Annotated in this window: 18 protein-coding genes; 6 read left to right on the top strand and 12 right to left on the bottom strand. The window is 64.8% G+C overall.

The genetic code is table 11. The features are described from left to right. Positions 1-26 precede the first annotated feature (26 nt). The 6 genes from ABX298_RS19230 to ABX298_RS19205 are packed head-to-tail and all read left to right on the top strand — an operon-like array spanning position 27 to position 6,084. Entirely contained in the window at positions 27-2,942 is a 2,916-nt protein-coding gene (locus tag ABX298_RS19230; RefSeq protein ID WP_085593376.1) for a monovalent cation/H+ antiporter subunit A, read from the top strand. Beyond that, positions 2,942-3,286: a Na+/H+ antiporter subunit C gene (locus ABX298_RS19225; protein ID WP_013971840.1), complete on the top strand. Its 345-nt coding sequence runs from the start codon at positions 2,942-2,944 to the stop codon at positions 3,284-3,286. The genes ABX298_RS19230 and ABX298_RS19225 overlap by 1 nt, the downstream gene beginning before the upstream one ends. Beyond that, complete coding sequence (locus ABX298_RS19220; RefSeq protein WP_075044257.1) at positions 3,283-4,962, top strand: monovalent cation/H+ antiporter subunit D; 1,680 nt, start codon at positions 3,283-3,285, stop codon at positions 4,960-4,962. Before ABX298_RS19225 ends, ABX298_RS19220 begins: the two co-directional genes overlap by 4 nt. Further along, on the top strand, positions 4,959-5,447 hold the full coding sequence (locus ABX298_RS19215; protein ID WP_025338379.1) for a Na+/H+ antiporter subunit E: 489 nt from the start codon (positions 4,959-4,961) through the stop codon (positions 5,445-5,447). The genes ABX298_RS19220 and ABX298_RS19215 overlap by 4 nt, the downstream gene beginning before the upstream one ends. After that, the gene (locus ABX298_RS19210; protein WP_075044256.1) at positions 5,444-5,722 is read left to right on the top strand and encodes a K+/H+ antiporter subunit F; all 279 of its coding nucleotides are present in this window, start codon (positions 5,444-5,446) and stop codon (positions 5,720-5,722) included. Before ABX298_RS19215 ends, ABX298_RS19210 begins: the two co-directional genes overlap by 4 nt. Beyond that, a complete protein-coding gene (locus ABX298_RS19205; protein WP_025338378.1) occupies positions 5,719-6,084 on the top strand; it encodes a Na+/H+ antiporter subunit G in 366 nt (121 codons plus the stop codon). The genes ABX298_RS19210 and ABX298_RS19205 overlap by 4 nt, the downstream gene beginning before the upstream one ends. A gap of 12 nt (positions 6,085-6,096) precedes the next feature. On the opposite strand, the gene ABX298_RS19200 is transcribed toward ABX298_RS19205, so the two are convergent. The 12 genes from ABX298_RS19200 to ABX298_RS19145 all read right to left on the bottom strand — a co-directional run bounded on the left by ABX298_RS19200 (position 6,097) and on the right by ABX298_RS19145 (position 23,742). Continuing rightward, the gene (locus ABX298_RS19200; RefSeq protein WP_367393489.1) at positions 6,097-6,309 is read right to left on the bottom strand and encodes a hypothetical protein; all 213 of its coding nucleotides are present in this window, start codon (positions 6,307-6,309) and stop codon (positions 6,097-6,099) included. After that, positions 6,306-6,776: a hypothetical protein gene (locus tag ABX298_RS19195; RefSeq protein WP_003259020.1), complete on the bottom strand. Its 471-nt coding sequence runs from the start codon at positions 6,774-6,776 to the stop codon at positions 6,306-6,308. Before ABX298_RS19195 ends, ABX298_RS19200 begins: the two co-directional genes overlap by 4 nt. A gap of 409 nt (positions 6,777-7,185) precedes the next feature. After that, the gene (locus ABX298_RS19190; RefSeq protein ID WP_084785101.1) at positions 7,186-7,380 is read right to left on the bottom strand and encodes a hypothetical protein; all 195 of its coding nucleotides are present in this window, start codon (positions 7,378-7,380) and stop codon (positions 7,186-7,188) included. A gap of 178 nt (positions 7,381-7,558) precedes the next feature. Next, positions 7,559-7,963 carry a TraR/DksA C4-type zinc finger protein gene (locus tag ABX298_RS19185; RefSeq protein ID WP_003259022.1) on the bottom strand — a complete coding sequence of 135 codons (405 nt, stop codon included), beginning with the start codon at positions 7,961-7,963 and terminating at the stop codon, positions 7,559-7,561. 97 nt (positions 7,964-8,060) lie between these two features. Continuing rightward, complete coding sequence (locus tag ABX298_RS19180; protein ID WP_367393488.1) at positions 8,061-8,366, bottom strand: hypothetical protein; 306 nt, start codon at positions 8,364-8,366, stop codon at positions 8,061-8,063. A gap of 632 nt (positions 8,367-8,998) precedes the next feature. Then, positions 8,999-9,772: an enoyl-CoA hydratase gene (locus ABX298_RS19175; protein WP_013971834.1), complete on the bottom strand. Its 774-nt coding sequence runs from the start codon at positions 9,770-9,772 to the stop codon at positions 8,999-9,001. Positions 9,773-9,785: 13 nt separating this feature from the next. After that, on the bottom strand, positions 9,786-10,913 hold the full coding sequence (locus tag ABX298_RS19170) for an acyl-CoA dehydrogenase (protein ID WP_367393487.1): 1,128 nt from the start codon (positions 10,911-10,913) through the stop codon (positions 9,786-9,788). Positions 10,914-10,921: 8 nt separating this feature from the next. Next, positions 10,922-12,115 carry an acetyl-CoA C-acyltransferase gene (locus ABX298_RS19165; RefSeq protein ID WP_085593209.1) on the bottom strand — a complete coding sequence of 398 codons (1,194 nt, stop codon included), beginning with the start codon at positions 12,113-12,115 and terminating at the stop codon, positions 10,922-10,924. Positions 12,116-12,126: 11 nt separating this feature from the next. After that, the gene (locus ABX298_RS19160) at positions 12,127-12,894 is read right to left on the bottom strand and encodes an SDR family NAD(P)-dependent oxidoreductase (RefSeq protein ID WP_013971831.1); all 768 of its coding nucleotides are present in this window, start codon (positions 12,892-12,894) and stop codon (positions 12,127-12,129) included. 13 nt (positions 12,895-12,907) lie between these two features. After that, the gene (locus ABX298_RS19155; protein WP_367393486.1) at positions 12,908-14,554 is read right to left on the bottom strand and encodes an acyl-CoA synthetase; all 1,647 of its coding nucleotides are present in this window, start codon (positions 14,552-14,554) and stop codon (positions 12,908-12,910) included. A 122-nt stretch (positions 14,555-14,676) separates the two neighbouring features. Then, the gene (locus ABX298_RS19150) at positions 14,677-19,107 is read right to left on the bottom strand and encodes a DUF6543 domain-containing protein (protein WP_367393485.1); all 4,431 of its coding nucleotides are present in this window, start codon (positions 19,105-19,107) and stop codon (positions 14,677-14,679) included. 120 nt (positions 19,108-19,227) lie between these two features. Beyond that, positions 19,228-23,742 carry an NEL-type E3 ubiquitin ligase domain-containing protein gene (locus tag ABX298_RS19145; protein WP_367393484.1) on the bottom strand — a complete coding sequence of 1,505 codons (4,515 nt, stop codon included), beginning with the start codon at positions 23,740-23,742 and terminating at the stop codon, positions 19,228-19,230. Between the last annotated feature and the right edge of the window lie 55 nt (positions 23,743-23,797).

Below are 23,797 nucleotides of genomic sequence, written 5' to 3'. Positions count from 1 at the left end.
TGCAAACTTCTCCAGAATAGAACGCTATGTCATTGATAGTGCTATTGCTTCTGCCGTTCGTGGGCAGTTGCCTGGCAGCCGTGCTGCCGCACAACGCACGTAACGCGGAGTCCATTCTCGCCGGGCTCGTGGCCCTGGTCGGCACTGTCCAGGTAGCACTGCTGTACCCTCAGGTTGCCCACGGTGGCGTGATTCGCGAAGAATTCCTCTGGCTGCCCAGCCTGGGGTTGAACCTGGTGCTGCGCATGGACGGCTTCGCCTGGCTGTTCTCGCTGCTGGTGCTGGGCATCGGTACGCTGGTGTCGCTGTATGCCCGCTACTACATGTCGCCACAGGACCCGGTGCCGCGCTTCTTCGCCTTCTTCCTCGCCTTCATGGGCGCCATGCTCGGCCTGGTGATCTCCGGCAACCTGATCCAGCTGGTGTTCTTCTGGGAACTCACCAGCCTGTTCTCGTTCCTGCTGATCGGTTACTGGCACCACCGTGCCGACGCCCGCCGCGGCGCCTACATGGCGCTGATGGTCACGGGCGCGGGCGGCTTGTGCCTGCTGGTGGGTGCCCTGCTGCTCGGCCATGTGGTCGGCAGCTACGACCTGGACAAGGTCCTGGCTGCCGGCAACACCATCCGCCAGCATGCGCTGTACCCGGTGCTGCTGCCACTGATCCTCATCGGCGCCCTGAGCAAGAGCGCACAATTCCCCTTCCAGTTCTGGCTGCCCCATGCCATGGCAGCGCCCACCCCGGTATCGGCTTATCTGCACTCGGCGACCATGGTCAAGGCCGGGGTGTTCCTGCTGGCGCGCCTGTGGCCGGTGCTGTCGGGCAGCGAGGAGTGGTTCTGGATCGTCGGCGGTGCCGGCGCCCTCACCCTGCTGCTCGGCGCCTTCGCCGCCATGTTCCAGAACGACCTCAAGGGCCTGCTGGCGTACTCGACCATCAGCCACCTGGGCCTGATTACCCTGCTGCTGGGCCTGAACAGCCCGCTGGCCGCGGTCGCGGCGGTGTTCCACATTCTCAACCACGCCACCTTCAAGGCCTCGTTGTTCATGGCCGCCGGCATCATCGACCACGAAAGCGGTACCCGTGACATCCGCCGCCTCAGCGGGCTGATACGCCTGGTGCCATACACCGCCACCCTGGCCATGGTCGCCAGCGCCTCGATGGCCGGCGTGCCGTTGATGAACGGTTTCCTGTCCAAGGAAATGTTCTTCGCCGAAACGGTGTTCATCAGCTCCACTGCCTGGGTCGAGGCCACGCTGCCGGTGATCGCCACCCTGGCCGGCACCTTCAGCGTGGCCTATGCCCTGCGTTTCACCGTCGATGTGTTCTTCGGCCCCACGGCGCAGGACCTCCCGCACACCCCGCACGAACCGCCACGCTGGATGCGTGCGCCGGTCGAACTGCTGGTGCTTACCTGCCTGGTGGTGGGCATCTTCCCTGCCCAGTCGGTCGGCCCGCTGCTGGCCGCCGCCGCGCTGCCGGTGGTGGGCGGTACCCTGCCGGAATACAGCCTGGCCATCTGGCATGGCTGGAACGCGCCGCTGATCATGAGCCTGGTGGCCATGAGCGGCGGTATCGTGCTGTACCTGCTGCTGCGCAAGCAGCTGCGCCTGGGCCGCTTCCCCTACCCGCCGGTGATCGAGCGTTTCAACGGCAAGCGCCTGTTCGAACACGGCCAGGTGCAACTGATGCTGCTGGCGCGGCGCATCGAGCGCCTGCTCACCAGCCGCCGCCTGCAGTCGCAGCTGTTCATGCTGGTGCTCGCCGCCTTCCTCGCCGGCCTCACCCCCATGCTCTACAGCGGCCTGAGCTGGGGCGACCGGCCGAAGATTCCGGGCTCGGGCGTGTTCGTCGCGCTGTGGCTGATCGCCATTGCCTGCGCCATCGGCGCTGCCTACCAGGCCAAGTATCACCGCTTGGCGGCGTTGATCATGGTCAGCGTCTGCGGCCTGATGACCTGCATCACCTTCGTCTGGTTCTCCGCGCCCGACCTGGCCCTGACCCAGCTGGTAGTGGAAGTGGTCACCACCGTACTGATCCTGCTCGGCCTGCGCTGGCTGCCGCGGCGGATCGAAGGCGTATCGCCGCTGCCGGGCAGCCTGGAGCGTGCACGCATGCGTCGCCTGCGCGACCTGCTGCTGGCGGTGCTGGTAGGTGGCGGCATGGCCGTGCTGTCCTACGCCATGCTCACCCGGCCGACGCCGAACGACATTTCCTCGTTCTACCTGAGCCGGGCCCTGCCCCAGGGCGGTGGCACCAACGTGGTCAATGTCATGCTGGTCGACTTCCGTGGTTTCGATACCCTCGGTGAAATCACCGTGCTGGTGGCCGTGGCGCTGACCGTGTTCGCCCTGCTGCGGCGCTTCCGCCCGCCGAAGGAAAGCATGCAACTGCCGGCGCAGCAGCGTCAGCTGGCACCTGACGTGGTCACCGACCTGATCAACCCACGGCATGCCACCGACACCGCCCTGGGCTTCATGATGGTGCCCGCGGTGCTGGTGCGCCTGCTGCTGCCGATCGCCCTGCTGGTGTCGATGTACCTGTTCATGCGTGGCCACAACCAGCCCGGTGGCGGCTTTGTCGCCGGCCTGGTGATGTCGGTGGCGTTCATCCTGCAGTACATGGTGGCCGGCACCCAGTGGGTCGAGGCGCAGATGAGCCTGCGCCCGCTGCGCTGGATGGGCACCGGGCTGCTGTGCGCAACCCTGACCGGCGCGGGCGCCATGCTGCTGGGCTACCCGTTCCTCACCACCCATACCGCCCACCTGCACCTGCCGTTGCTCGGCGATGTGCACGTGGCCAGCGCGCTGTTCTTCGATGTCGGCGTGTTCACCGTGGTGGTCGGCTCGACCCTGCTGATCCTCACTGCCCTGGCGCACCAGTCGGTGCGCGCCTACCGCCCGGGCAACCCGGCGAAAACCAGCCAAGCAGGAGCCGCCTGATGGAAGAAGTGATTGCAGTTGCCATCGGCGTTCTGGCCGCCTCGGGGGTGTGGCTGATCCTGCGTCCGCGAACCTATCAGGTGATCATGGGCCTGTGCCTGCTGTCGTACGGGGTCAACCTGTTCATCTTCAGCATGGGCAGCCTGTTCATCGGCAAGGAACCGATCATCAAGGACGGCGTGCCCCAGGACCTGCTGCACTACACCGACCCCCTGCCGCAGGCCCTGGTGCTCACCGCCATCGTCATCAGCTTCGCCATGACCGCGCTGTTCCTGGTGGTGTTGCTGGCCTCGCGCGGCCTGACCGGTACCGACCACGTGGATGGCCGGGAGCGTGACGAATGAGTGGCATGAGCCAATTGATCATCGCGCCCATCCTGCTGCCTCTGGTGACCGCGGCAGTGATGTTGCTGCTGGGCGAGAAACACCGGCAGATAAAAGCCCGGCTGAACCTGCTGTCGACCTTCGCCGGCCTGGCCATCGCGGTCAGCCTGCTGCTGTGGGTGCGCACCCAGGGCCAGGCGGAATCGATCGGTGTCTACCTGCCAGGCAACTGGCCGGCGCCGTTCGGCATCGTGCTGGTGGTCGACCACCTGTCGGCCCTGCTGCTGACCCTCACCGGCATCATCGGCTGCAGTGCCCTGCTGTTTGCCCGCGCCCGCTGGGACGGTGCCGGCGCCAGCTTCCACGCACTGTTCCAGATCCAGCTGATGGGCCTGTACGGCGCCTTCCTCACCGCCGACCTGTTCAACCTGTTCGTGTTCTTCGAGGTGCTGCTGGCCGCTTCCTACGGCCTGCTGCTGCATGGCTCGGGCCGCGCCCGGGTGCGTGCCGGCCTGCACTACATTGCCATCAACCTGTTCGCCTCGTCGCTGTTCCTGATCGGCGCGGCGATGCTGTATGGCGTGACCGGCACCCTGAACATGGCCGACCTGGCCCTGAAGATTCCGCTGGTGCCGGAGGCCGACCGCGGCCTGCTGCACGCCGGCGCGGCGATCCTGGCCATGGCCTTTCTGGTCAAGGCCGGCATCTGGCCGCTGAACTTCTGGCTGGTGCCGGCCTATGCCTCTGCCAGCGCGCCGGTGGCTGCGCTGTTCGCCATCATGACCAAGGTCGGCCTGTATGCCGTGCTGCGCCTGTGGACACTGCTGTTCTCCGGGCAGGCCGGGGCCTCGGCGCACTTTGGTGGTGAATGGCTGGTGTACGGTGGCCTGGTCACCCTGGCGGTGGCGGCGGTGTCGATCCTGGCCGCGCAGCGCCTGGAGCGCATGGCTGCCCTCAGCATCCTGGTTTCGGCCGGCACCCTGCTCGGCGCCGTCGGTTTTGCGCAATCGGCGCTAACCGGCGCAGCATTGTTCTACCTGGTCAACTCGACCCTGGCACTGTGCGCACTGTTCCTGCTCGCCGAACTGGTCGAGCGTTCGCGCTCGGCCAACGAAGCACCGCTGGACGACGAAGAAGACGCCATGCCGCCACCGCTGGAATCACTGCACCCGCCCAAGGGCATCAACCTCGACGATGAACAGAAGGTGGTGATCGGCCAGATCATCCCGTGGACCATGGCCTTCCTCGGCCTCAGCTTCATCGCCTGCGCCCTGCTGATCATCGGCATGCCGCCGCTGTCGGGCTTTGTCGGCAAGCTCAACCTGATCAGCGCGCTGTTCAACCCGCAGGGGCTGGGCGTACCTGCCGAGCAGCCGCTGAGCACGGCGGGCTGGGGCCTGGTGGCGTTGCTGATCCTGTCTGGCATGGCCTCGCTGATCGCCTTCGGCCGCGTCGGCATCCAGCGTTTCTGGAAGCCTGAGGAACGCCCGTCGCCGGTGCTGCGCCGCTATGAATGCCTGCCCATCGTCATCCTGCTCGGCCTGTGCATCATCCTCAGCTTCAAGGCCGAACCGCTGCTGCGCTACACCCAGGACACCGCCGCCAGCCTGCAGGCCCCCGATGCCTATATCGAAGCCGTGATGGCCGCCCGGCCGATTCCTGGCCCCACCTCGCTCGACGTACAGGTGCAGCCATGAATCGACTGTTCCCCGCACCGCTGTTATCGGTTTCGCTGTTCGGCCTGTGGCTGTTGCTGAACCTGTCGGTCAGCCCCGGCAACCTGCTGCTGGCTGCCGCGCTCGGCGTGCTGGCGCCGCTGCTGATGGCACCGCTGCGCCCGCAGCATGCCCATGTGCGACGGCCGCTGGCCATCGCCCGGCTGATTGGTCGGGTCGGCATCGATGTGATCATGTCCAACCTGCTGGTTGCCCGTGGCGTGCTGCGCGCCGGCAAGCAGCCGCCGCGCTCGGCCTTCGTGCACATCCCGCTGGCCCTGCGCGACCCGCATGGCCTGGCGGCGTTGTCGATGATTACCACGGTGGTGCCCGGCACGGTCTGGTCCGAGCTGGCGCTGGACCGCAGCGTGTTGCTGCTGCATGTGTTCGACCTGGACGATGAGGCGGCCTTCATCCAGCACTTCAAGGACACCTACGAACGCCCGCTGATGGAGATTTTCCAATGACAGGCCTGCTCGCCAATGCTGTCCTCGCCAGCCTGTTCATCTTCGCCCTGGCCATGGCCCTGGCACTTGTCCGGCTGTTCCGCGGCCCGTCCGCCCAGGACCGGGTGCTGGCGCTGGACTACCTGTACATCCTGGCCATGCTGACCATGCTGGTACTGGGAATCCGTTATGCCAGTGACACCTACTTCGAAGGTGCCCTGCTGATTGCGCTGTTCGGTTTCGTTGGCTCGTTTGCGCTGGCCAAGTTCCTGCTGCGCGGTGAGGTGATCGAATGACTGAAACCCTGCAACTCCCCTTCTGGCTGGAGCTGGTCACTGCCGCGCTGCTGCTGACCGGCAGCCTGTTCGCCCTGATCGGTGCCGTGGGCCTGCTGCGGCTGAAGGACTACTTCCAGCGCATGCACCCGCCGGCACTGGCCTCGACCATTGGTGCCTGGTGCGTGGCACTGGCCTCGATCATCTACTTTTCCTGGCTCAAGGACGCCCCGGTGCTGCACGCCTGGCTGATTCCGATCCTGCTGTCGATCACCGTACCGGTGACCACACTGTTGCTGGCCCGGGCGGCGCTGTTCCGCAAGCGCATGGCGAAAGAGCCGGTACCTGAAGAAGTCAGCAGCGGCCGCGATCGCGGTAACTGAGAGGTTGCCACCTCACCCTTGGGCCAGGCGCTGCAACTCGCGCCGGACCATGGCCGCATAAGGCGGCGGGCCGAGGCGATACAATTCCCCCGCCACCCAGTTCAACCAGGCGCTCTGCAACTCTTCGCGCCTGGCCAGCAAACGCTCGGCCTCGGCCACGGCATCCGCCTGGTGCTGGCGATGGAATTCGGCACGCGTGGCGGGCGCGTCGTCACTGTGGGTCATTCACTGGCCTTGAAGGTGGTCAGCTCACCTTTGCGCCATTTGGCAACCTTGCCGGTCACCGCCTTGAGCAACTTGCCCAGGCCTTCCTGCACTTGCTGCTGCGCGGCGAACACCAGCATCACACCGTGGCCTTCACGGAACACGATGCCCTCGCCTTCGGGCACCGAGACGAAGGCATAGTCGCCCACGCCATACACGTTCAGCTTGATTTCGCGAAAGCGCATTTCCAGTTTGCCGCCTTCGCGGCTGGGCAGTACGGCGGCGCGAAAGTGGTCGCCCACCTTCAGTTCCAACCGCTGCTTGTCATCGACGACCAATGCGCTTTCGGTGTCGATTTCAGCCATGTACAGGCCTTCGGGACTCTGTTCGGTGACATAGACAAAGCGGCCCTGGAACAGCTGGGCCAATTTACCGCGCAAGTCGCCCAGGGCGAACAACGCATGGGTATCAAGAGTGCTGACTGCCAATGAAGTAATCCTCAACCGGTTACAACCCGCCCTCACCCAAGCTCGGTGAGGCACGGCCATTTCTTATCGATAGGCGAAAAGAGTAATAAAGCGATACGCGAAATGTCTGTGCACGCTGGCGATGCAGCGTGCAGGAATCTTTACTCTGGCTTGCCAGATCTGGCCTCAAATACAGGCTTTCGGCATATTCCCGATTCGGGAAGCGTAATGTCTGACAGCAAAACCGCCAGAAAAGATGCGGCAGGCGATGCCAGAGCGCACGTGAGAACGGGCCCTGCAATCCATCAGCGCATTACTGGGGGAAGAATATGCACGAAAACACCGAAATTCGTCGAGAGGCAAAGTACATTTCTTACAGAGGAACGCCCTGAACGACACCCTGTTCGCTCGTCGGCAGCACTCACTGCACTCAAGCCGCCAGGCCCTTCTTCAACTGCTGCTGCCAGGCCGCCTGGCACTCCAGCGCTTCTTCACGGGTGGCGAATGGGGTACCACGGCGTTCGCCATTGACCAGCACCACCCAGCAGATGCGTTTACCCAGCGCACGCAGTGTGGCGGGCACCCCCGAACCAATCATCACGGCTACATCGACCCGGCTATTCATCATTCCCTCCGGAATTTAATTAGCACCCTAACGATAAAGCCATGATACGCCTGCGTACGGCGCGGAAACAGCGCATCCCGGTACAGCAGTGTTACGTGCAGGGCAACAAAACCGCGGCCGGCAAGAAACGCAAAAAGCCCCAGGGATCGCTCCGTGGGGCTTGGCACACCGCGCGGAGTTACACCTGGCGCTGGTGGCGGTCGAGCTGCTCGTGGCGCTCCTGGGCTTCGATGCAGTACTTGGTGGTCGGGCTGATCAGCAAACGCTTCAGGCCGATTGGTTCACCGCTGTCATCGCACCAGCCGAAGCTTTCGTCGGCAATACGGTCCAGGGCCATTTCCAGCTGCGGCAGCAGGCGCTGGTCGCGGTCGATGGCGTTCACCAGCCAGCTACGCTCTTCTTCGACCGAAGCCACGTCGGCAGGATCCGACGGGGTGTCCAGGCCTTCGATGGTGGCACGGCTCAGCTCGATGCGTTCATGGGTTTCGACTTTCATCGCCTGCAGCAGGCCAGCGAAGAAAGCCAGCTGGTCAGCGTTCATGTAGTCATCGGCCGACATGGCCAGCAACTGTTCCTTGGTCATCGATTTCTCTATGAAAAAATGTGCATTTGGGCGATTCGGGTGCCGCCGACGCCTTGACATCGGCAGCGGAATTCTTCAAGCGCCAACCGGCACTCTTTTACAGGGGGCGGCAGTCTAAGGCGCCGCGTCGCGTGGAGCAACTGCAATTGGGTGCGAATTTGCTTCCGGTGCCCACATTCCGCCAGTCGGCGCCCTCTGCTCTGCTCTGCTCTGCTCTGCTCTGCTCTGCTCTGCTCTTGCTCTTGCTCTTGCTCTTGCTCTTGCTCTTGCTCTTGCTCTTGCTCTTGCTCTTGCTCTTGCTCTTGCTCTTGCTCTTGCTCTTGATCTTGATCTTGATCTTGATCTTGATCTTCGCGACTTCAGGAGGCCGAGCAGAGGTCTTGCGGAGGGAGGTGACGGGCATGGATGCCCGTCAAGCGCTGAGGCCCCATGGATGGGGCCTGCAGCGCGTACTCCCGGGAGCAAGACCGGCGCGAGGGAACCCCGTAGCGTAGCGGAGGGGCCGGATGATGGGAGCGCAGCGTTTTTTGGTTACTTTTTGCCGCGTTTGGCAAAAAGTGACTCGCCGTAAGGGCGAAAAGGTGAGTATGCGTCGCCATCGTAAATGGACTATGCGCGAGATCAAGACCAGTACTTTTCCGCTCTTCGCTCTTCGCTCTTCGCTCTTCGCTCTTCGCTTTCAAGCGTGGGCATCAACAACAAGGTCAACATTCATTTTCGAAGGTGGCGCTTTTTCACCTTTCCGCCCTTACGGCGGGTCCCTTTTTGTCGTGGCAAAAAGGAACCAAAAACCGTCGGCTCCCATCATCCGGCCCCTACGCTGCGCTCCGGGGTTCCCTCGCTACGGGCCTGCTCCCGGGAGTACGCGCTGCAGGCCCCATCCATGGGGCCTCAGCGCTTGACGGGCATCCATGCCCGTCACCTCCCTCCGCAGTCCCTTCGCTCGGCCTCCTGAAGTCGCAATCGGCGGCGCCTGAACTACCGTGCGCTTAGAAGCAAAAGCAAAAGCAAAAGCAACGGCAATGCCGATTCCAATCAGCGGTCCTTGAACTGCGCCTCGCGCTTGGCAATGAACGCAGCCATTCCCTCTTTCTGGTCTTCGGTAGCAAACGCCGCATGGAACACCCGCCGCTCGAAGCGCACACCCTCGCTAAGGGTGACTTCGAACGCACGGTTGACGCTCTCCTTGACCATCATGCTCACCGGAATCGACTTGCTGGCAATGGTCGCGGCCACCTTCAGCGCCTCTTCCACCAGCTCCGCCTGCGGCACGATACGCGCCACCAGGCCAGCACGCTCAGCTTCCTCAGCCCCCATCAGACGACCAGTCAGGCACAGTTCCATGGCCTTGGCCTTGCCCACCGCACGGGTCAGGCGCTGGGTGCCGCCCATGCCCGGCAGCACGCCAAGGTTGATTTCCGGCTGGCCGAACCTGGCATTGTCCGCCGCCAGGATGAAGTCACACATCATCGCCAGCTCGCAGCCGCCGCCCAGGGCAAAACCGGACACCGCGGCAATGATCGGCTTGCGCCGGTTGGCAATGCGGTCGGAATCGCTGAACAGGTCGTCAACGTAGATTTGCGGGTATTGCAGCTCGGCCATTTCCTTGATGTCGGCACCAGCGGCAAAGGCCTTGGCGGAACCGGTCAGCACCACGCAGCCGATGTTCGGATCGCGCTCGAGCTGGTCCAGGGCCTGGTTGATCTCGCCGACGATCTGCGCGTTCAGCGCGTTCAGCGCCTGCGGGCGGTTGAGGGTGATCAGGCCGACCTTGCCGTGGATGTCCAACAGGATGGTTTCGAATGCCATGCAGTCTGCTCCTTCAAAGATTGCGCGCAATGACCATGCGCTGAATGTCGCTGGTGCCTTCGTAGATCTGGCAAACCCGAACGTCGCGGTAGATCCGCTCCAGCGGGAAGTCACTCAGATAGCCATAACCGCCCAGGGTCTGCAAGGCATCCGAACAGACCTTTTCGGCCATTTCCGAGGCAAACAGCTTGGCCATCGACGCTTCCACCAGCGCCGGGCGCGCGGCATCGCGCAGCGCGGCGGCGTGCAGCACCATCTGCCGGGCCACGGCAATCTTGGTCGCCATGTCGGCCAGGCGGAAGGCCACCGCCTGGTGCTCGATCAGCGCCTTGCCGAAGCTCTGCCGCTCGTTGGCGTAGTCGCGCGCCACTTCGAACGCCGCGCGGGCCATGCCCACCGCCTGCGAGGCGATGCCGATGCGGCCGCCTTCGAGGTTGGCCAGGGCGATCTTGTAGCCCTCGCCTTCGGCGCCCAGGCGGTTGGCTACCGGCACACGCACATTATCGAAAACGATCTGGCAGGTATCGGAGGCGTGCTGGCCGAGCTTGTCCTCGACCCGCGCCACCTGGTAGCCCGGCGAATCGGTGGGCACGATGAAGGCACTGATGCCGCGCTTGCCGGCGTCCGGGTCGGTCACGGCGAACACGATCACCACCCCGGCGTTCTGCCCGGAGGTGATGAACTGCTTGCTGCCATTGAGCACGTAGTGGTCGCCGTCCAGACGTGCACGGGTCTTCAGGCTGCTGGCGTCGGAGCCGGCCTGCGGTTCGGTCAGGGCGAAGGCGCCGAGCATCGCACCGCTGGCCAACGGGGTGAGGAACTGCTCCTTCTGCTGCTCGCTGCCAAAACGCAGGATCGGCACACAGCCCACCGAGTTGTGCACGCTCATGATGGTCGAGCAGGCGCCGTCACCGGCGGCGATTTCCTCCAGGGCCATGGCATAGGCCACGTAGCCGGTGTCGCTGCCGCCCCACTGCTCCGGCACCAGCATGCCGAACAGGCCCAGCTCGGCCATCTCCTCGATGGCCTCCTTGGGGAAGCGGTGTTCCTTGTCCCATTGCTCGGCAAACGGCTTCAGGCGCTCCTGGGCAAAGGCGCGTACCGCGTCGGCGATCTGTTGTTGCTCATCAGTTACCAGCATGGTTCACCTCAGTACAGGCATTCGACAGCCATGGCCGTGGCCTCGCCACCGCCGATGCAGATGGCCGCCACGCCACGGCGCAGGTTGTTCTGGCGCAGGGCCGACAGCAGGGTCACCAGGATGCGCGCGCCGGAAGCGCCGATCGGGTGGCCGAGGGCACAGGCGCCGCCATGGATATTGACCTTGTCGTGCGGCAGGTCGAGGTGCTTCATGGCCGCCAGGGTGACCACGGCGAAGGCCTCGTTGATCTCGAACAGGTCGACCTCGGCCAGGTTCCAGCCAGTGCGTTTCATCAGTTTGTCGATGGCCCCGATCGGCGCGGTCGGGAACAGTGCCGGGGTGTCGGCAAAGGCGGCGTGGCCGTGGATCACCGCCAGCGGCTTGAGGCCGCGCTTGTCAGCTTCGGAGCGGCGCATCAGCACCAGCGCCGCAGCGCCGTCGGAAATCGAGCTGGAGTTGGCGGCGGTCACCGTGCCGCCTTCGCGGAAGGCCGGCTTGAGCTGCGGGATCTTGTCCAGGCGCGCCTTGGGCGGTTGTTCGTCGTCCTTGATGACGCGCTTCTCCTTGCCCTCGGTGACCTCGACCGGCACGATCTCGGCAGCAAAGCGACCGCTCTTGATAGCGTCCTGGGCGCGGGTCAGCGAGGCGATGGCGAACTGGTCCTGGGCTTCGCGGCTGAAGGCATTGGCCTGGGCGCAGTCTTCGGCAAAGGTGCCCATCAGGCGGCCCTTGTCGTAGGCGTCTTCCAGGCCGTCCATGAACATGTGGTCGATGATCCTGCCGTGGCCCATGCGGTAGCCGCCACGGGCCTTGTCCAGCAGGTACGGTGCGTTGGTCATGCTTTCCATGCCACCGGCCACCACCACATCGGCGGTGCCGGCCAGCAGCAGGTCATGGGCCATGATCGCCGCCTGCATGCCCGAACCGCACATCTTGTTCAGGGTGGTGCAGGTGGTGTGCTTGTCCAGCCCGGCGCCCAGCGCGGCCTGGCGCGCCGGTGCCTGGCCCTGGCCTGCCGGCAGCACGCAGCCGAACAGCACCTGCTCGACACTGGTGGCATCGATGCCGGCGCGCTCGACGGCACCACGGATGGCGGCGCTGCCCAGCTGCGGCGCGGTCAGGCTCTTGAGGTCGCCCTGCAGGCCGCCCATGGGCGTGCGCACGGCGCTGACGATAACGATCGGGTCATTGGCGAGGGTCATGTTCGCTCTCCTTACTTGGCAGCCATGCGCAGTGCACCGTCGAGGCGGATCACCTCGCCGTTGAGCATGCTGTTCTCGATGATGTGGCGGGCCAGCGCGGCGTACTCCTGCGGGCGACCCAGGCGCGGTGGGAATGGCACGCCGGCGGCCAGCGAGGCGCGTACTTCCTCGGTCATGCCGGCCATCATCGGCGTTTCGAAGATGCCCGGGGCGATGGTCATCACACGGATGCCGAAGCGCGCCAGTTCGCGGGCAGTCGGCAGGGTCAGGCTGGCGATGGCGCCCTTGGAAGCTGCGTAGGCAGCCTGGCCGATCTGGCCGTCATAGGCGGCGATGGAGGCGGTGTTGATGATCACCCCGCGCTCACCCCCCTCATCGGCAGCCCCTTCGGCCATGGCCGCGGCGGCCAGGCGCAGCAGGTTGAAGCTGCCGATCAGGTTGACGTTGATGACCTTGGCAAAGCTGGCAAGGCCATGCGGGCCCTGCTTGCCCAGCACTTTCTCGGCGCCGACGATGCCGGCGCAGTTGACCAGCCCGTGCAGGCTGCCAAAGGCGCTGACGGCCGCATCGACCGCCGCCTGGGCGGCCTGCTCGTCGCTGATGTCGGCCACCGCGAAACGGGCGTTTTCGCCCAGTTCGCGGGCCTTGGCTTCGACGGCCTGGGCATTGAGGTCGACCAGCATGACCTTGGCGCCGGCCTCGACCAGCATCTGCGCGGTGGCAGCACCCAGCCCGGAGGCGGCGCCGCTGACGATGAAGTGTTTGTTGGCTATTTGCATGATCGGTTTCCTTTCAGGCGCTGGCAGGGGTGGCCTGTTGCGCTTGTTGTTTGGCGACTTCCTGGTTGCGCAGGATGAAGCGTTGCAGCTTGCCGCTCGGGGTCTTGGGCAGCTCGCTGACGAATTCGATTTCCCTTGGGTAGGCATGGGCGTACAGGCGCTGGCGCACGTGCTGGCGCAAAGCCTCTTCAAGCTCGGCGCTGCCCTGGTAACCGCTGGCCAATACCACGAAGGCCTTGATCAGCTCGGTGCGCTCCGGGTCCGGTTTGCCGATCACCGCTGCTTCGATCACCGCCGGGTGCTCGATCAGTGCGCTTTCCACATCGAACGGGCCGACCCGGTAGCCGGAGGTGGTGATCACATCGTCGCTGCGGCCGACGAAGCTGATGCTGCCATCCTGGTTCAGCTCGACGGTGTCACCGCTGAGGTAGTACTTGCCGACGAAGGCTTTGGTCGGCAGGCCGTGGTAGCCCGCGAACCAGCACAGCGGCGACTGCTCGCGGTCGACCGCGAGGATGCCCGGCTGGCCGGCTGGCAGCTCATTGCCCTGCTCGTCCAGCACCACGATGCGGTGGCCGGGGATGGCGAAGCCGGCCGAGCCAAGGTGTACCGGGTGCTGCAGGCCATGGTGGTTGCACAGCACCATGCCCAGTTCGGTCTGCCCGTAGTGGTCGTGGATGGTCACGCCCAGTTCGTCGGCGAACCAGCGGATCACTTCCGGGTTGAGCGGTTCGCCGGCACTGCTGACCACCCGCAGGCGGCCCTTGATCGGTGCCGAGAAGTCATCCCCGGCGGCAATCAGCAGGCGGTACGCAGTGGGCGAGCCGGCCAGGTTGGTGATGCCCAGCTTGTCGATCACCCGCGCGCAGCTTTCAACACTGAACGGGCCATCGTAGAAGGTGGTGGCATGGCCCAGCGACAGCGGGCCGGTGACCGCGTAATACAGGCCATAGGCCCAGCCCGGGTCGGCCAGGTTCCAGAAGTTGTCATCGGGGCGCAGGTCGATGGCATCGCGCATGTAGCCCTGGAACGCGACGATGGCACGCAGCGGCACTTCCAGCGGTTTGGCCGGGCCGGTGGTGCCGGAGGTGAACATCAGCAGGAACGGGTCGTTGCCCGAGCGCATGACCGGCTCGCATTTGTCTGCGGCATTGTCCAGGCACTGCTGGAAGTCCAGCTCGCCACTGCGGGCATTGACGGTGATGATGGTCGGGCAGGCGTGCACATCGTCCAGCTTGGCGCGGTTGTGGCTGTCGGTGACGACCACGCGGGCGTGGGACTGCTCCAGGCGATGTTCGATGGCCTTGGGGCCGAACGCGGTGAACAGTGGCTGGTACACCGCGCCGAGACGCCAGGTGGCGAGGATGGTGACCAGCAGTTCGGGGGTGCGCGGCATCAGCCCGGCGACCCGATCACCCGCACCAACGCCTTGCGCTTGGAGCACATTGGCGAAACGGGCCGCCAGTGTTTGCAACTGATCGAAGCTCAACCGCTCGCTGTTGCCCTCGCGGTCTTCCCAAACCAGTGCGGTCTTGCCCTCACCGGCATGGCGGTCGCAACATTCGACACAGGCATTGAGGGCTTCGAGGTTGCCATGCAGCGCCGCCGCAGCGGCCTGGCCATGGTCGAACGCACGAGCGGCCTCGGTGTAATCGCGCATCGTCGGACTCCTGGTTTCTTGTTTTTGGAGTTGAACCATCGGTCCGACGATGTTCGCGCCGCGCTGGCGTCGCGGCAATGGCCTAAGTTGTCAAACTGGATGACCGGTTTGGCCGGTGGCCATCAGCCCGGTGCGCGTTCCAGGCTGATCACGTAGTGCTCGGTCAGTTGCAATTGCAACTCCAGCCGATCGGCCTGCAGCTGCGCATCCAGTGCCTGTGCCTGGTTCAGATACTGTGCTTCACCCAGTTCATCGCGCCTTACCGCCAGCGCCGCCCGCTGCTCCGCAGCGAGTTGCTCAAGGTCATTGAACGGCCGGGCGAAGCGCTGTTGCAAAAAACGCTGCCAGAATGCGCGCGTGCACAGGTTTGCGACTACATCAACGAGAACGTTCGCCCTTTCCACGGCCGCCTCTGCCGCCTGCAGCCGATGCTCGCTCAACCCTACAGCTGCCGCCCTGAGGCGCATTCTGGCGGGCTGGAACGGCAACCTGAGCCTGGTGCGCAAGCGCACCCTGTAGCGCATCGCCAACGTCGCCAGTACTGCAGGCTCAGCGAAGCCTTCGAGGTTTTGCCGCTCGGCCTCGACATACTCGTCAAGGCGGTCCAGACGGTGCAAGGCGCGCCCCAACGCCAGCAACTTCGGACCATGGATCTGAACACCATCGCCTGCCGCGTCGCGCTCGGCATGCAGACGCAGCAGTCGGCTGAACAGTTCGATGGCACCGTTGTCATCCATTACCACATCGTCGGCCGCCAGTTGCACCTGGCGAGCGAATTCGGCGTCTGTCTCCATCATCGACAGGCACTGCCAGCACATGCGCAACAGATAGGCCCTGGGCCAGCTGAAGTCCGCCAGGCCTTGCAGAAGCTCCAGCAGATCGAACAGGCGGGCATTTTCGTCCCGGGTGCTCAGCCGGTCCCAAAGCTCGCCACGCCCTTGGCTGGCGGAGTCGGAACCGACCCACCAGGCGCGGCCGATCTCTTCCTCCGGTTCCTCCAGCAGCGGCTCCAAGGCATAGAGCTTGCCGTAATCGGCCATGCTCAGGCGGTTGCCATCGACCAGGATGCGCTGGCGAAACTCCAGCGGCATGGCCAGCACGCCGTCAGGCACACCCCGCAGGAAATTGTCACGCAGGTCGGCTCGTTGCAGGAAGCCACACAGCTCGAGCCCTCTGGGCCACTCACTGAGCCCGCAGCGGCGCAAATTCAGCTCGATCAGATGAGGCAGGTGATGGAAGCGCATTTCGTACACCCCCAGCGGGCTGTTGTAGCTCAGGTCGAGGTGGCTGAGCAGCGGCAACCCGTTCAGTGCTTCGATGGCATGGGCATCCAGGCGAATGCGGTTATGCCCCAGGCGCAACCGGCGCAGGTTGGTCAGATAGCCAAGCCCGCGCGGGCAGCGCAACAGCTGGTTGTGGCTCAGGTCCAGCTCCTGCAGGTAGGTGAATGCCCGCAGAAACTCCTCGTTCACCACCCCGATGGACGTCTCGCTCAGTACCAGGGTGGTGACGTGATAGAAATCGATAGGCGTGGGCATGACCGGCAACGAATCGGTGGGCAGATCATTCAGCACCAGGCGCAGCCCCTGGCGCTTGCCATCACTGTCGACCACCACATGGTCGCCAAGCGCCTGCCAGGCACGCAGCAATCGTTCGGCGAACAGCTGGCGTCGCGCCCGCAAAGTGTCACTCAGCGCAGCCGACACCCAGCCATTGAGCGCGCGGTTCAACTGTTCATAATCGTCCTGCAGCGCCAGGAGCGCATCGGCGACCGGCACATTCTGCAGCAGCCAGCGGTCAACTTGCGTTTCCAGCGAATCGCCCAGCCCCGGGAAGAATCGCCTCAGGCCGGCCCGCAGTTGTTCCCTGGGTGTGGTGGGCAGTGCCGCGCGCCCGCTGAGCAGGTACCCGACGCGGCCATCGGCAAGGCGCTGCCCGGGATTGAACCAGCGCTCCGTCGGCGCCCAGCCCAGCATGCGGGCTATTTCCTCATGGGTACCCAGGTGCGCCATGAGCTTCTCGCGCAAGCCCTCGGCATTGGCGTTCTCGGCCAGGCCCAAACGGCCCAGCAGGTTGCGCGATTCGAGCGCGGCCAGCACGGCCTGGAAGATGCATGAGGAAGCAGGTGGCCGCATCGCGAGTTTTCGGCCCTGCCCGTCATACAGGGCAAAGACACCTTGCTCACGCACCAGCACCCGTTGCTCGGCCGCATCGCCAACCGAACCGATGCGTTTCAACGCCACGGCATCCGCAGCAGCATTGCTCAACGCCAGGCTGAACGCATCAATGGCCTCGACATTCAGCAATGCCAGCACCAGCATGCCCGTTTCGTCGCTATATGCGCTCGGCAGATAGAACCCTGCCAGCGCCCTGCTCACCTTCGCCTGCGAGCACAACGACCTGGCCTGGGTGGCCAGGCTTTGCGGCAACTTTCCACCACTGACGAACAGCTGACGAGCGTCGTGACTTGCTCCGTCGGCCAGATTGCGCGCATAGGGCTCAGGCAGCCCCAGCGCCATCAGCGGCTTGAGCAAAGGCTCCGCCGATTCGGGCAGGCGTGTCAGCTGTGCGAACAGCAGGTCGCTCGACCTTGGCCGGTCCGCAAGCACTGCGGTACGCCCTTTTACGCTGCCCGGTCGGGCCTCGCACCAAGCCAGCAGCTGCAAGTCCTGATCGGAGACAGTGTCGCGTTCCAGGTTGCGGAAGAACGTGTCGATCCGGGCATCGGCATCGAATGCCTTGAGGGTTTCCCGCAAGGTGGCAGGCGTTCGCCGGTTTTCCACCAGCAGGCCGCGCAGTTCGTCCTCATCGATGCCGGCCATGCGCAAGATCCGCTGCGCCTGCTGGTTATCGAAAGGTTGATCGCGCGGCCAAAGTGTATCGAGCATTTTCGCAGGGTCGCGCCAACGCTGGGGCTCATCGTGCATCAGGCGCCAGCTGCGTTCGCCATTGTGCAGCACGACCGGGCCGTACGCCTCTTCGCGCCCGGGGTGGCGCAGACGCCAGGGGCCATCGGGGTCAGGCCGATGAACTTCGTAGAAGACCCCGTCAGCCTTCATCCAACGGCGCACGCCATCGGCATAGGCTCCGTCCGCACCCAAGGTGATCGTTTCAGGGGTCGAGGCAAAGGCTGCCAGATCTCGGGACCACAAACGCCCCGCCCCATTGGCGAGCCTTACCGGCTCCAGCGCCGCGACGAACGCGCTGCGCACGAAGGTGACGCCCGCCACCGTCGCGGCGGTGCCCGCCAGTATCTCGGCAACGCCCAGCATGTGCTCCAGCGCCTCGTGCTGATGGCCTCGCAACCAGTCCTGCGTGCCCTCGAAAACCTCCGAGAGGGTATGGGCCACCAGTTGCCCGAGCAGCAAGCCGCCCACCACAGGAATGAACAGGCCCGCGAGGTTGAGCACATCGAGGCCGGCGGCCTTCCACGCCTCATGCTGCTCACGCGATGCGGTTTCATCGGCATCGGCGGTTGGCACCAGCAACAGGCGGCCATCCTGCTTCACCCGGCTTGTCTGCTGTGCAGCCAGCGCCTGGAAAATGTCATGCTGTGGCACGCTGCCATCGAGTTCCAGGTCCGGCTGATCATCCTTCAGGCGGGCCTGCAGCTTGTGCATGAACCCGGCACGCTGATCCAGGCCGATCAACTGGCTGAACGCCTGGCGATAGGGTTCATGGCGCAGCTCGGCCACCAACGCGCTATTGATCGAGGCGTGGCTGTCGAAGTGCCGCAACGCCTGTACCGGGTCGCTGGGCAGGTAGAGCACGCCGCCCTGCGTTTGCCCATGCCTGTCGCGAAGTTGAATCCACACACCATCTGCCACTTGGCAACCGAGGGCTTCGAGCAGGCCCGGGTGGCCCGTGAGGCTGGCGGATCGCCGATCCGCAGGTTCATCCACCAGGGCGTGCAATGCCTCCTTGACCGGCTCGGTAATCTCGCCTTTGAGCGCGGCAACCTGCACGGCCAGGCGCAGCCCGGAGCGCTTGTCTTCACAAAGGACGCGTTGTGCCGTGGCGTCGAATGTCTGGTCCAGCTCCTGCTGGTACAGGCGCCCGGCATCGAGCTTGCGGCACGCCTCGACCAGTTCATCGGTGCCTGGCGAAAGTACCCGTTCCTGCCCCGGCGCGACCAACCCGGTTCCCAGGTAGAAATCGTTGCTGGCGGCAAAGTTGCGCATCAGGCGGAGCAAGCCGTTTTCACGCCGTTGCCCGTAAGTGGGAAATTGCGGCTCTGCGCCGGGCGTGGACGAGAAACGATGGGAAACCTCCAGCCACTCCAGCTGCCAGAACGCTACGTCGCCCGGCAGCGGCTCGCGCAACAAACTGGCGAATTGCCGTTCGGCGAACTGCTGCGGCGACGGCAGCGCCAGGGTGATCCCGCGCAACCGGGCCTGGGTGGCATGATGGGCTTCCAGGCTTTCGCGCAAGGTACGTATCTGGCTTTGCGTGGCCTGTTTGAGCCAGGCAGGCAACCGGTCACCGATGAAACCGTCGTGCAAGTGGCTGGAAGACACAGAGGCGGGCTGTGGGGCGTGTGGTTCGCGGGTCATGGCAGGTCCCTGGATGGCTGTCGAAAGCCACGCATGGTGTGCAACCTGCCGGCGCTTGCGCAGAGGGAACCCCTGCGGTAGAAGCAGGGCGGCACACTGCGTGCCGCCCGTTAAGCGCCATCACTTTGCCTCTGGCACCATGAACGCTTCGTGCGTAAGGCGCTGGGCAAGGCTGGCCAGGGCCTGCTCGCGCTCATCGCGCAGGGCGTTGCTCAGGTTCCAGTACTCGTCACTGGTCAAGGTCTCCCTTTGCTCGTCCAGAGTTTCCAGTCGCAGGGAGAATTGCGTTTCAAGGGTTTCGAAGTCGTCCGCATGTTCTGCCCGCAGTACGGGCAACCAGAAATCACGCTCGCTGATGAACACGACCCGTTGCTCGCCCGCCTCCACCTCCAGCACTTCCTTGAAGGCCTCCTCCAGTTGCAGCGGCGACACGTTGGCCAGCCTGCCAAACTGCATATGGCGAGGTTGGCCCAACAGGTCCAGGCGCTGGGCCAAGCCGCTGAGGTAGGCAAGATTGACCTCCACCTCCTCTTCATCGTGGTTCCCCCGGCTCCAACGTCCATCCTGGTAGCGGGCGTCGATTTCGCGCCGGGCGATTTTCTCCACCCAGTGCACGCGAAACAGCCGCTTGGCCAACTGCAGGCGTGCCGCGCGGGTCGAAATCGGGTCGCCGCCGCGGGTGGCCTGCTCGACATGCATGCGCACCTCAAGGCGGCTGAACACGGTGGAAACGCTGTCCACACAGGTGGTGGGCTCCGCTGCCAGGTCAAACAGCGCCATGCGCGTGGCGGTATCGGCATGGGCGGCATCCAGCATTGCCCATACCCTGAACCCGAGTTCGGCCGGCGCCTTGCTGAATTCGGCCGTGGTCGTCAGTTGCCTGAGCAGCTCGAAGAAAGCCAGGCTGCCGGGCTCGGCATTCAGCGCATCCCATTTCCCTTGCTGCTCCTGCCGCGCCGCAGGGTCCAGTGTCTGCAGCCATTCTTCCCGGGCCGGGGCGTGTCGTTGCGGGCGGGGCGTGGCCAGCAGGCGTTCGGCGCCATGCAAGCGATCGAGATCCTGCACTGGCAGCGCATTGCCCTCCAGGTGCATGGCACGGCGCAACTGCAACGGGGCCTGAAACAAGGCTGCCGGCAACTCGGCTATCTGGTTGTTGCGAAGGTCGGCGAACACCAACAGGCCACACCACTCCAGGCCCCGGGGCAGCGCCGTCATCTGCACGCGGTTCAAGCGCAGGATCCGCAAGCTGGGCAGCCGCTCGAACTGTAGCCTGATGTCGCCGAGCGGGTTGTCACTCAGGTCCAGCGAACGCAAGAGCGCCAGGCCGGTCAGCACATTGGCCTGCGGCTCCGAGATACGAATACGGTTGCGCGGCATCAGCAACTGGCGCAAGGCGGTCAACCGCTCCAGCCCCGCAGGTAGCGCGCGCAAGGCGTTGTCGCTCATGTCCAGGCACAGCAGATTGGGGAAGCAGGCGAGGAACCCCGACGGGATGGCATCCAGACCGAGCGCCGACAGGGTCAATTCCGACACGTGCGAGAAGTCCGTCCCGACCGGCAACACGGGCAGGCTGCCCACCGGTACGGCGACGATGCTCAGGCTGAGCACCGCATCGTTGCCGATAGCCCCGACGGCGCGGTCGCTGCGCATCTGCCAGGCACGCCGCAACGAATCTGCGACACGTCGGCGTGCGCGGCTGGCGCTGCCCGCCAACTCTTCAACCCAGGCCAGCAAGCTGTCATCCAGGCGGCGGTATTCCTGCTCGACGCGCAGCAGGTTCTCGAACAGGCCCCCGCGCATGTCCAACAGGCTCTGGACATAGCGATCGACGCCGATATCCCCGATACCGGGATACAACGCGCGCACCCGCTGCCGCACCACGCGCTCCGGCGAGCCGATGCACGACTGGCAGCCACCCAGTGGATAGCCCGCTCGGCCATCGGCCAAACGCTGCATGGGCGATGCCATGGGCCTTGCCTCCCGCCAGCCGAGCAGGCGCAGCAGGGCCTGCCGGTCACCCGGTAGCCAGGCCTGCATCTGCTCGCGGATTCTGGTCGGCGCATCGGCGCCATTCCACCCCTGTCGCACCCGGTATTCCACCGGCAGGCAAGCGGCCAGCACCTCGAACAGCCCCTCGGGGGCGGCGACCTCGCGCTCATCCGGCAAGCCTCTGTCGTTGTAGAGCTGGAAGCGCCCCTCCCGCCTGACCAGCACCACGGCCTGCTCAAGGTCGGTCTCGGCGAACAGCCGCTCCATCGCTGCCCCGGCATACGGGTCACGGCGCAACACCAGGTTGAACCCGGCTGCACTGGGGCCATGCCGACGCAGCAGGGCAAAGGCCAGCGCCACCACTTCCGGCCGGTAACTGCCTTGCAGGTACAACGCTTCGCGCATGCGGGTCAGGCGCGCCAGTTGCAGGGCCACCCGCGCCTGTTCAGCCAACGCCAGCGGCAGGCGGGACTCTGCCTGCATGCGCAAGCGCACAGCCTCGGTGGCCTGCTCGAGCACATCAAGGGCATAGGCCTCTGGCAGCGTCGGGAAGTCGCGCTGGATCAAGCCCAGCAACGGGTCGTCGGCCAGGTAAAGCCTGGAGAAATGCTCGAACATCGCCTCACGCAACTCGCTTGCCGCGTCACGGATCGACAGCACCTGTTCTTCGACGGTTTCACCCTGCAGTTGCAACCGTTCGATGCACCATTGCCACAGCTCGGTATCGGTACCGGTATCAGCCTCCCCCGCTTCCAGCCGGCTGAAAAAGGCCTGCGCGCGTGCGTCCACGGCAAAGCGCTGCAAGGTATCGCGCAGCTGCACCGGCAACCCGCGCCGTTCCACCAGCAGGCCACGCAGGTAGGCCTCGTCGACATCCGCGACCTTCAGCACCTGTTCCACCCGCACGGTGTCCATCGCGGTCGCCGCCGGCCAAAGCCGCGCGAGCAACAGTGCGGCGCCCTGCCATTCCAGTGGCCGCTCGTAAGCCAGCCGCCAGCCACGCGCAGAGCAACGTTCCAGCACCGGCCCGAACGCCGTGTCACCTTCGGCATGCAGCAAGCGCCAAGCGCCATTGGCGGTTTGCCTTACCCGATACAAGGCACCATTCGACCGCCACCAATGGCGCTCACCCTCGGCGAGCAAGCCGTTGTCGAGCTCCGTCAGCTGAACGGGTGGAGTAGTGTCCTGGTAAGGCGCCAGCTCATTGCGCCACAGCCGTTGCCGGCCATCTTCGGTGATGACCGGCTCCAGGGTTTCGACGAATGCGCTGCGGGCCAGGTGGGCACCGACAACCACCGCACCGGTGGTTGCCACGCTGAAGGCCACCTGAAGCATATGCGTCAAGGCCTCATGCTGATGGCCCAACTGCCAGTCACGCACGCCCTCGAAGGTCTCGATCAACAGTTGCCTGGCCAGGTCCGCCACCAGCAAAGCCCCGATGACCGGCACGAACAGGCCCGCCAGGTTGAGCAATACCAGGCCGGCGCCTTTGAGCTCGTCCAGGCGCTGCTCCGCAGCCGCGTCGTCGGCCTGGGCGGTGGGCACCGCAAGGAAACGTGCATCGGCCTTGATTCGCTGCATGTGCCAGGCGGCCATCGACGCAAAACCGTCCCCCGCTTCCAACACCCTGCGGGGTTCCAGGTCAGGTTGTGCATCCTGCAAGCGGGTGGCCAGGGCCTGCTCGCAAGTGGCGCGATCACCCATGGCAATGCGCCGAAAGAATGCCTGCCGATAGTCCTGGTTGCCCATCGCCGTGGCCAGGACGCGGTTCGCCTCATCCCAATTGGTGAACGCGCGCAGGGGTTGCGCCTGATCGTCAGGGGTATACAGGATCACTCTTTTCAAGCGCCCAGGTACCCCGAAGGGAAACGTGGACTGGTGGCGGGGCTGCTCGATCAACTCAACGGCCAGCGCACCATCCACCCGGCAGCCAAGGACCTGCAGCGCACCGATCTCCAACTGCAGCGGCGCCTTGATCACGGCGGGTTCATCCTTGCACTCGATACGCAGCGTCAGCAGGTCTTCCGCATCCAGCTGCTGCTTGATGGCCGCGATCTCGACCGCCACGGCCAGCTCCAGGCGCCGGTCGGAGGCCAGGGCTTTTTCAAAGTCAGGGGTCAATACCTGCGCCAGGTGCCGCTGGTAGGCGCTGCCGACATCCACCTGGCGGCACAGGCTGACAATCCGCTCGATGTCTTCGCTCACCACCTGCTCGTCCTGGTGGGCTCCCGGGAGGGTCAAGGCGGTGCCGAGGAAGAAGGACTCGTTGGCCTTGAAGTTCTGCAACAGCTTTTGCAAGGCCGGCATGCGCACGAAGTACGGTTGATAATCAGGGATCAAGCCCGTTCTCACATCCAGCCGTGCGCGTGTTTCGCGCCACACCAGTTTGTCCAGGTCGACCTGCAGCTTCAGCTGGCTGTCCTGGCGCAAGGCAGGCTCGAACAGTTGCTTGGCGAAACGGTCCAGAGGCTGCAGGCGGTCGGCGAACCCTGCCATCTTCCGCTGACTCGCCAGATAGGCGTTGAAACGCAATTGCAGCCTGGCAAGCTGCTTGGGCTTGGCCGCCTTCAGCCAGGCGGGCAAGCTTTGCGCGATAAAATCTTCGGCGGGGTGAAGCAACTTGGGGTGCAAGGCAGGTTGAGACATGGTCGATTTCCTGGTCAGTGATCGACTTGTCACGATGCTTGCCAGCGGCGCCAGC

Source organism: Pseudomonas sp. X4 (assembly GCF_040784925.1).
In the GTDB taxonomy this organism is placed as follows: domain Bacteria; phylum Pseudomonadota; class Gammaproteobacteria; order Pseudomonadales; family Pseudomonadaceae; genus Aquipseudomonas; species Aquipseudomonas putida_Z.
The sequence above is the reverse complement of the archived record's forward strand: the minus strand, read 5'-3'. Positions and strand labels throughout refer to the sequence as shown.

Excerpts from the sequence above, each read along its gene's own strand:
- ABX298_RS19230 (WP_085593376.1), top strand. The coding sequence starts at position 27 with ATGTCATTGATAGTGCTATTGCTTCTGCCGTTCGTGGGCAGTTGCCTG.
- ABX298_RS19225 (WP_013971840.1), top strand. The coding sequence starts at position 2,942 with ATGGAAGAAGTGATTGCAGTTGCCATCGGCGTTCTGGCCGCCTCGGGG.
- ABX298_RS19220 (WP_075044257.1), top strand. The coding sequence starts at position 3,283 with ATGAGTGGCATGAGCCAATTGATCATCGCGCCCATCCTGCTGCCTCTG.
- ABX298_RS19215 (WP_025338379.1), top strand. The coding sequence starts at position 4,959 with ATGAATCGACTGTTCCCCGCACCGCTGTTATCGGTTTCGCTGTTCGGC.
- ABX298_RS19210 (WP_075044256.1), top strand. The coding sequence starts at position 5,444 with ATGACAGGCCTGCTCGCCAATGCTGTCCTCGCCAGCCTGTTCATCTTC.
- ABX298_RS19205 (WP_025338378.1), top strand. The coding sequence starts at position 5,719 with ATGACTGAAACCCTGCAACTCCCCTTCTGGCTGGAGCTGGTCACTGCC.
- ABX298_RS19200 (WP_367393489.1), bottom strand. The coding sequence starts at position 6,309 with ATGACCCACAGTGACGACGCGCCCGCCACGCGTGCCGAATTCCATCGC.
- ABX298_RS19190 (WP_084785101.1), bottom strand. The coding sequence starts at position 7,380 with ATGAATAGCCGGGTCGATGTAGCCGTGATGATTGGTTCGGGGGTGCCC.
- ABX298_RS19185 (WP_003259022.1), bottom strand. The coding sequence starts at position 7,963 with ATGACCAAGGAACAGTTGCTGGCCATGTCGGCCGATGACTACATGAAC.
- ABX298_RS19180 (WP_367393488.1), bottom strand. The coding sequence starts at position 8,366 with ATGCCCGTCACCTCCCTCCGCAAGACCTCTGCTCGGCCTCCTGAAGTC.
- ABX298_RS19175 (WP_013971834.1), bottom strand. The coding sequence starts at position 9,772 with ATGGCATTCGAAACCATCCTGTTGGACATCCACGGCAAGGTCGGCCTG.
- ABX298_RS19170 (WP_367393487.1), bottom strand. The coding sequence starts at position 10,913 with ATGCTGGTAACTGATGAGCAACAACAGATCGCCGACGCGGTACGCGCC.
- ABX298_RS19165 (WP_085593209.1), bottom strand. The coding sequence starts at position 12,115 with ATGACCCTCGCCAATGACCCGATCGTTATCGTCAGCGCCGTGCGCACG.
- ABX298_RS19160 (WP_013971831.1), bottom strand. The coding sequence starts at position 12,894 with ATGCAAATAGCCAACAAACACTTCATCGTCAGCGGCGCCGCCTCCGGG.
- ABX298_RS19155 (WP_367393486.1), bottom strand. The coding sequence starts at position 14,554 with ATGCGCGATTACACCGAGGCCGCTCGTGCGTTCGACCATGGCCAGGCC.
- ABX298_RS19150 (WP_367393485.1), bottom strand. The coding sequence starts at position 19,107 with ATGACCCGCGAACCACACGCCCCACAGCCCGCCTCTGTGTCTTCCAGC.
- ABX298_RS19145 (WP_367393484.1), bottom strand. The coding sequence starts at position 23,742 with ATGTCTCAACCTGCCTTGCACCCCAAGTTGCTTCACCCCGCCGAAGAT.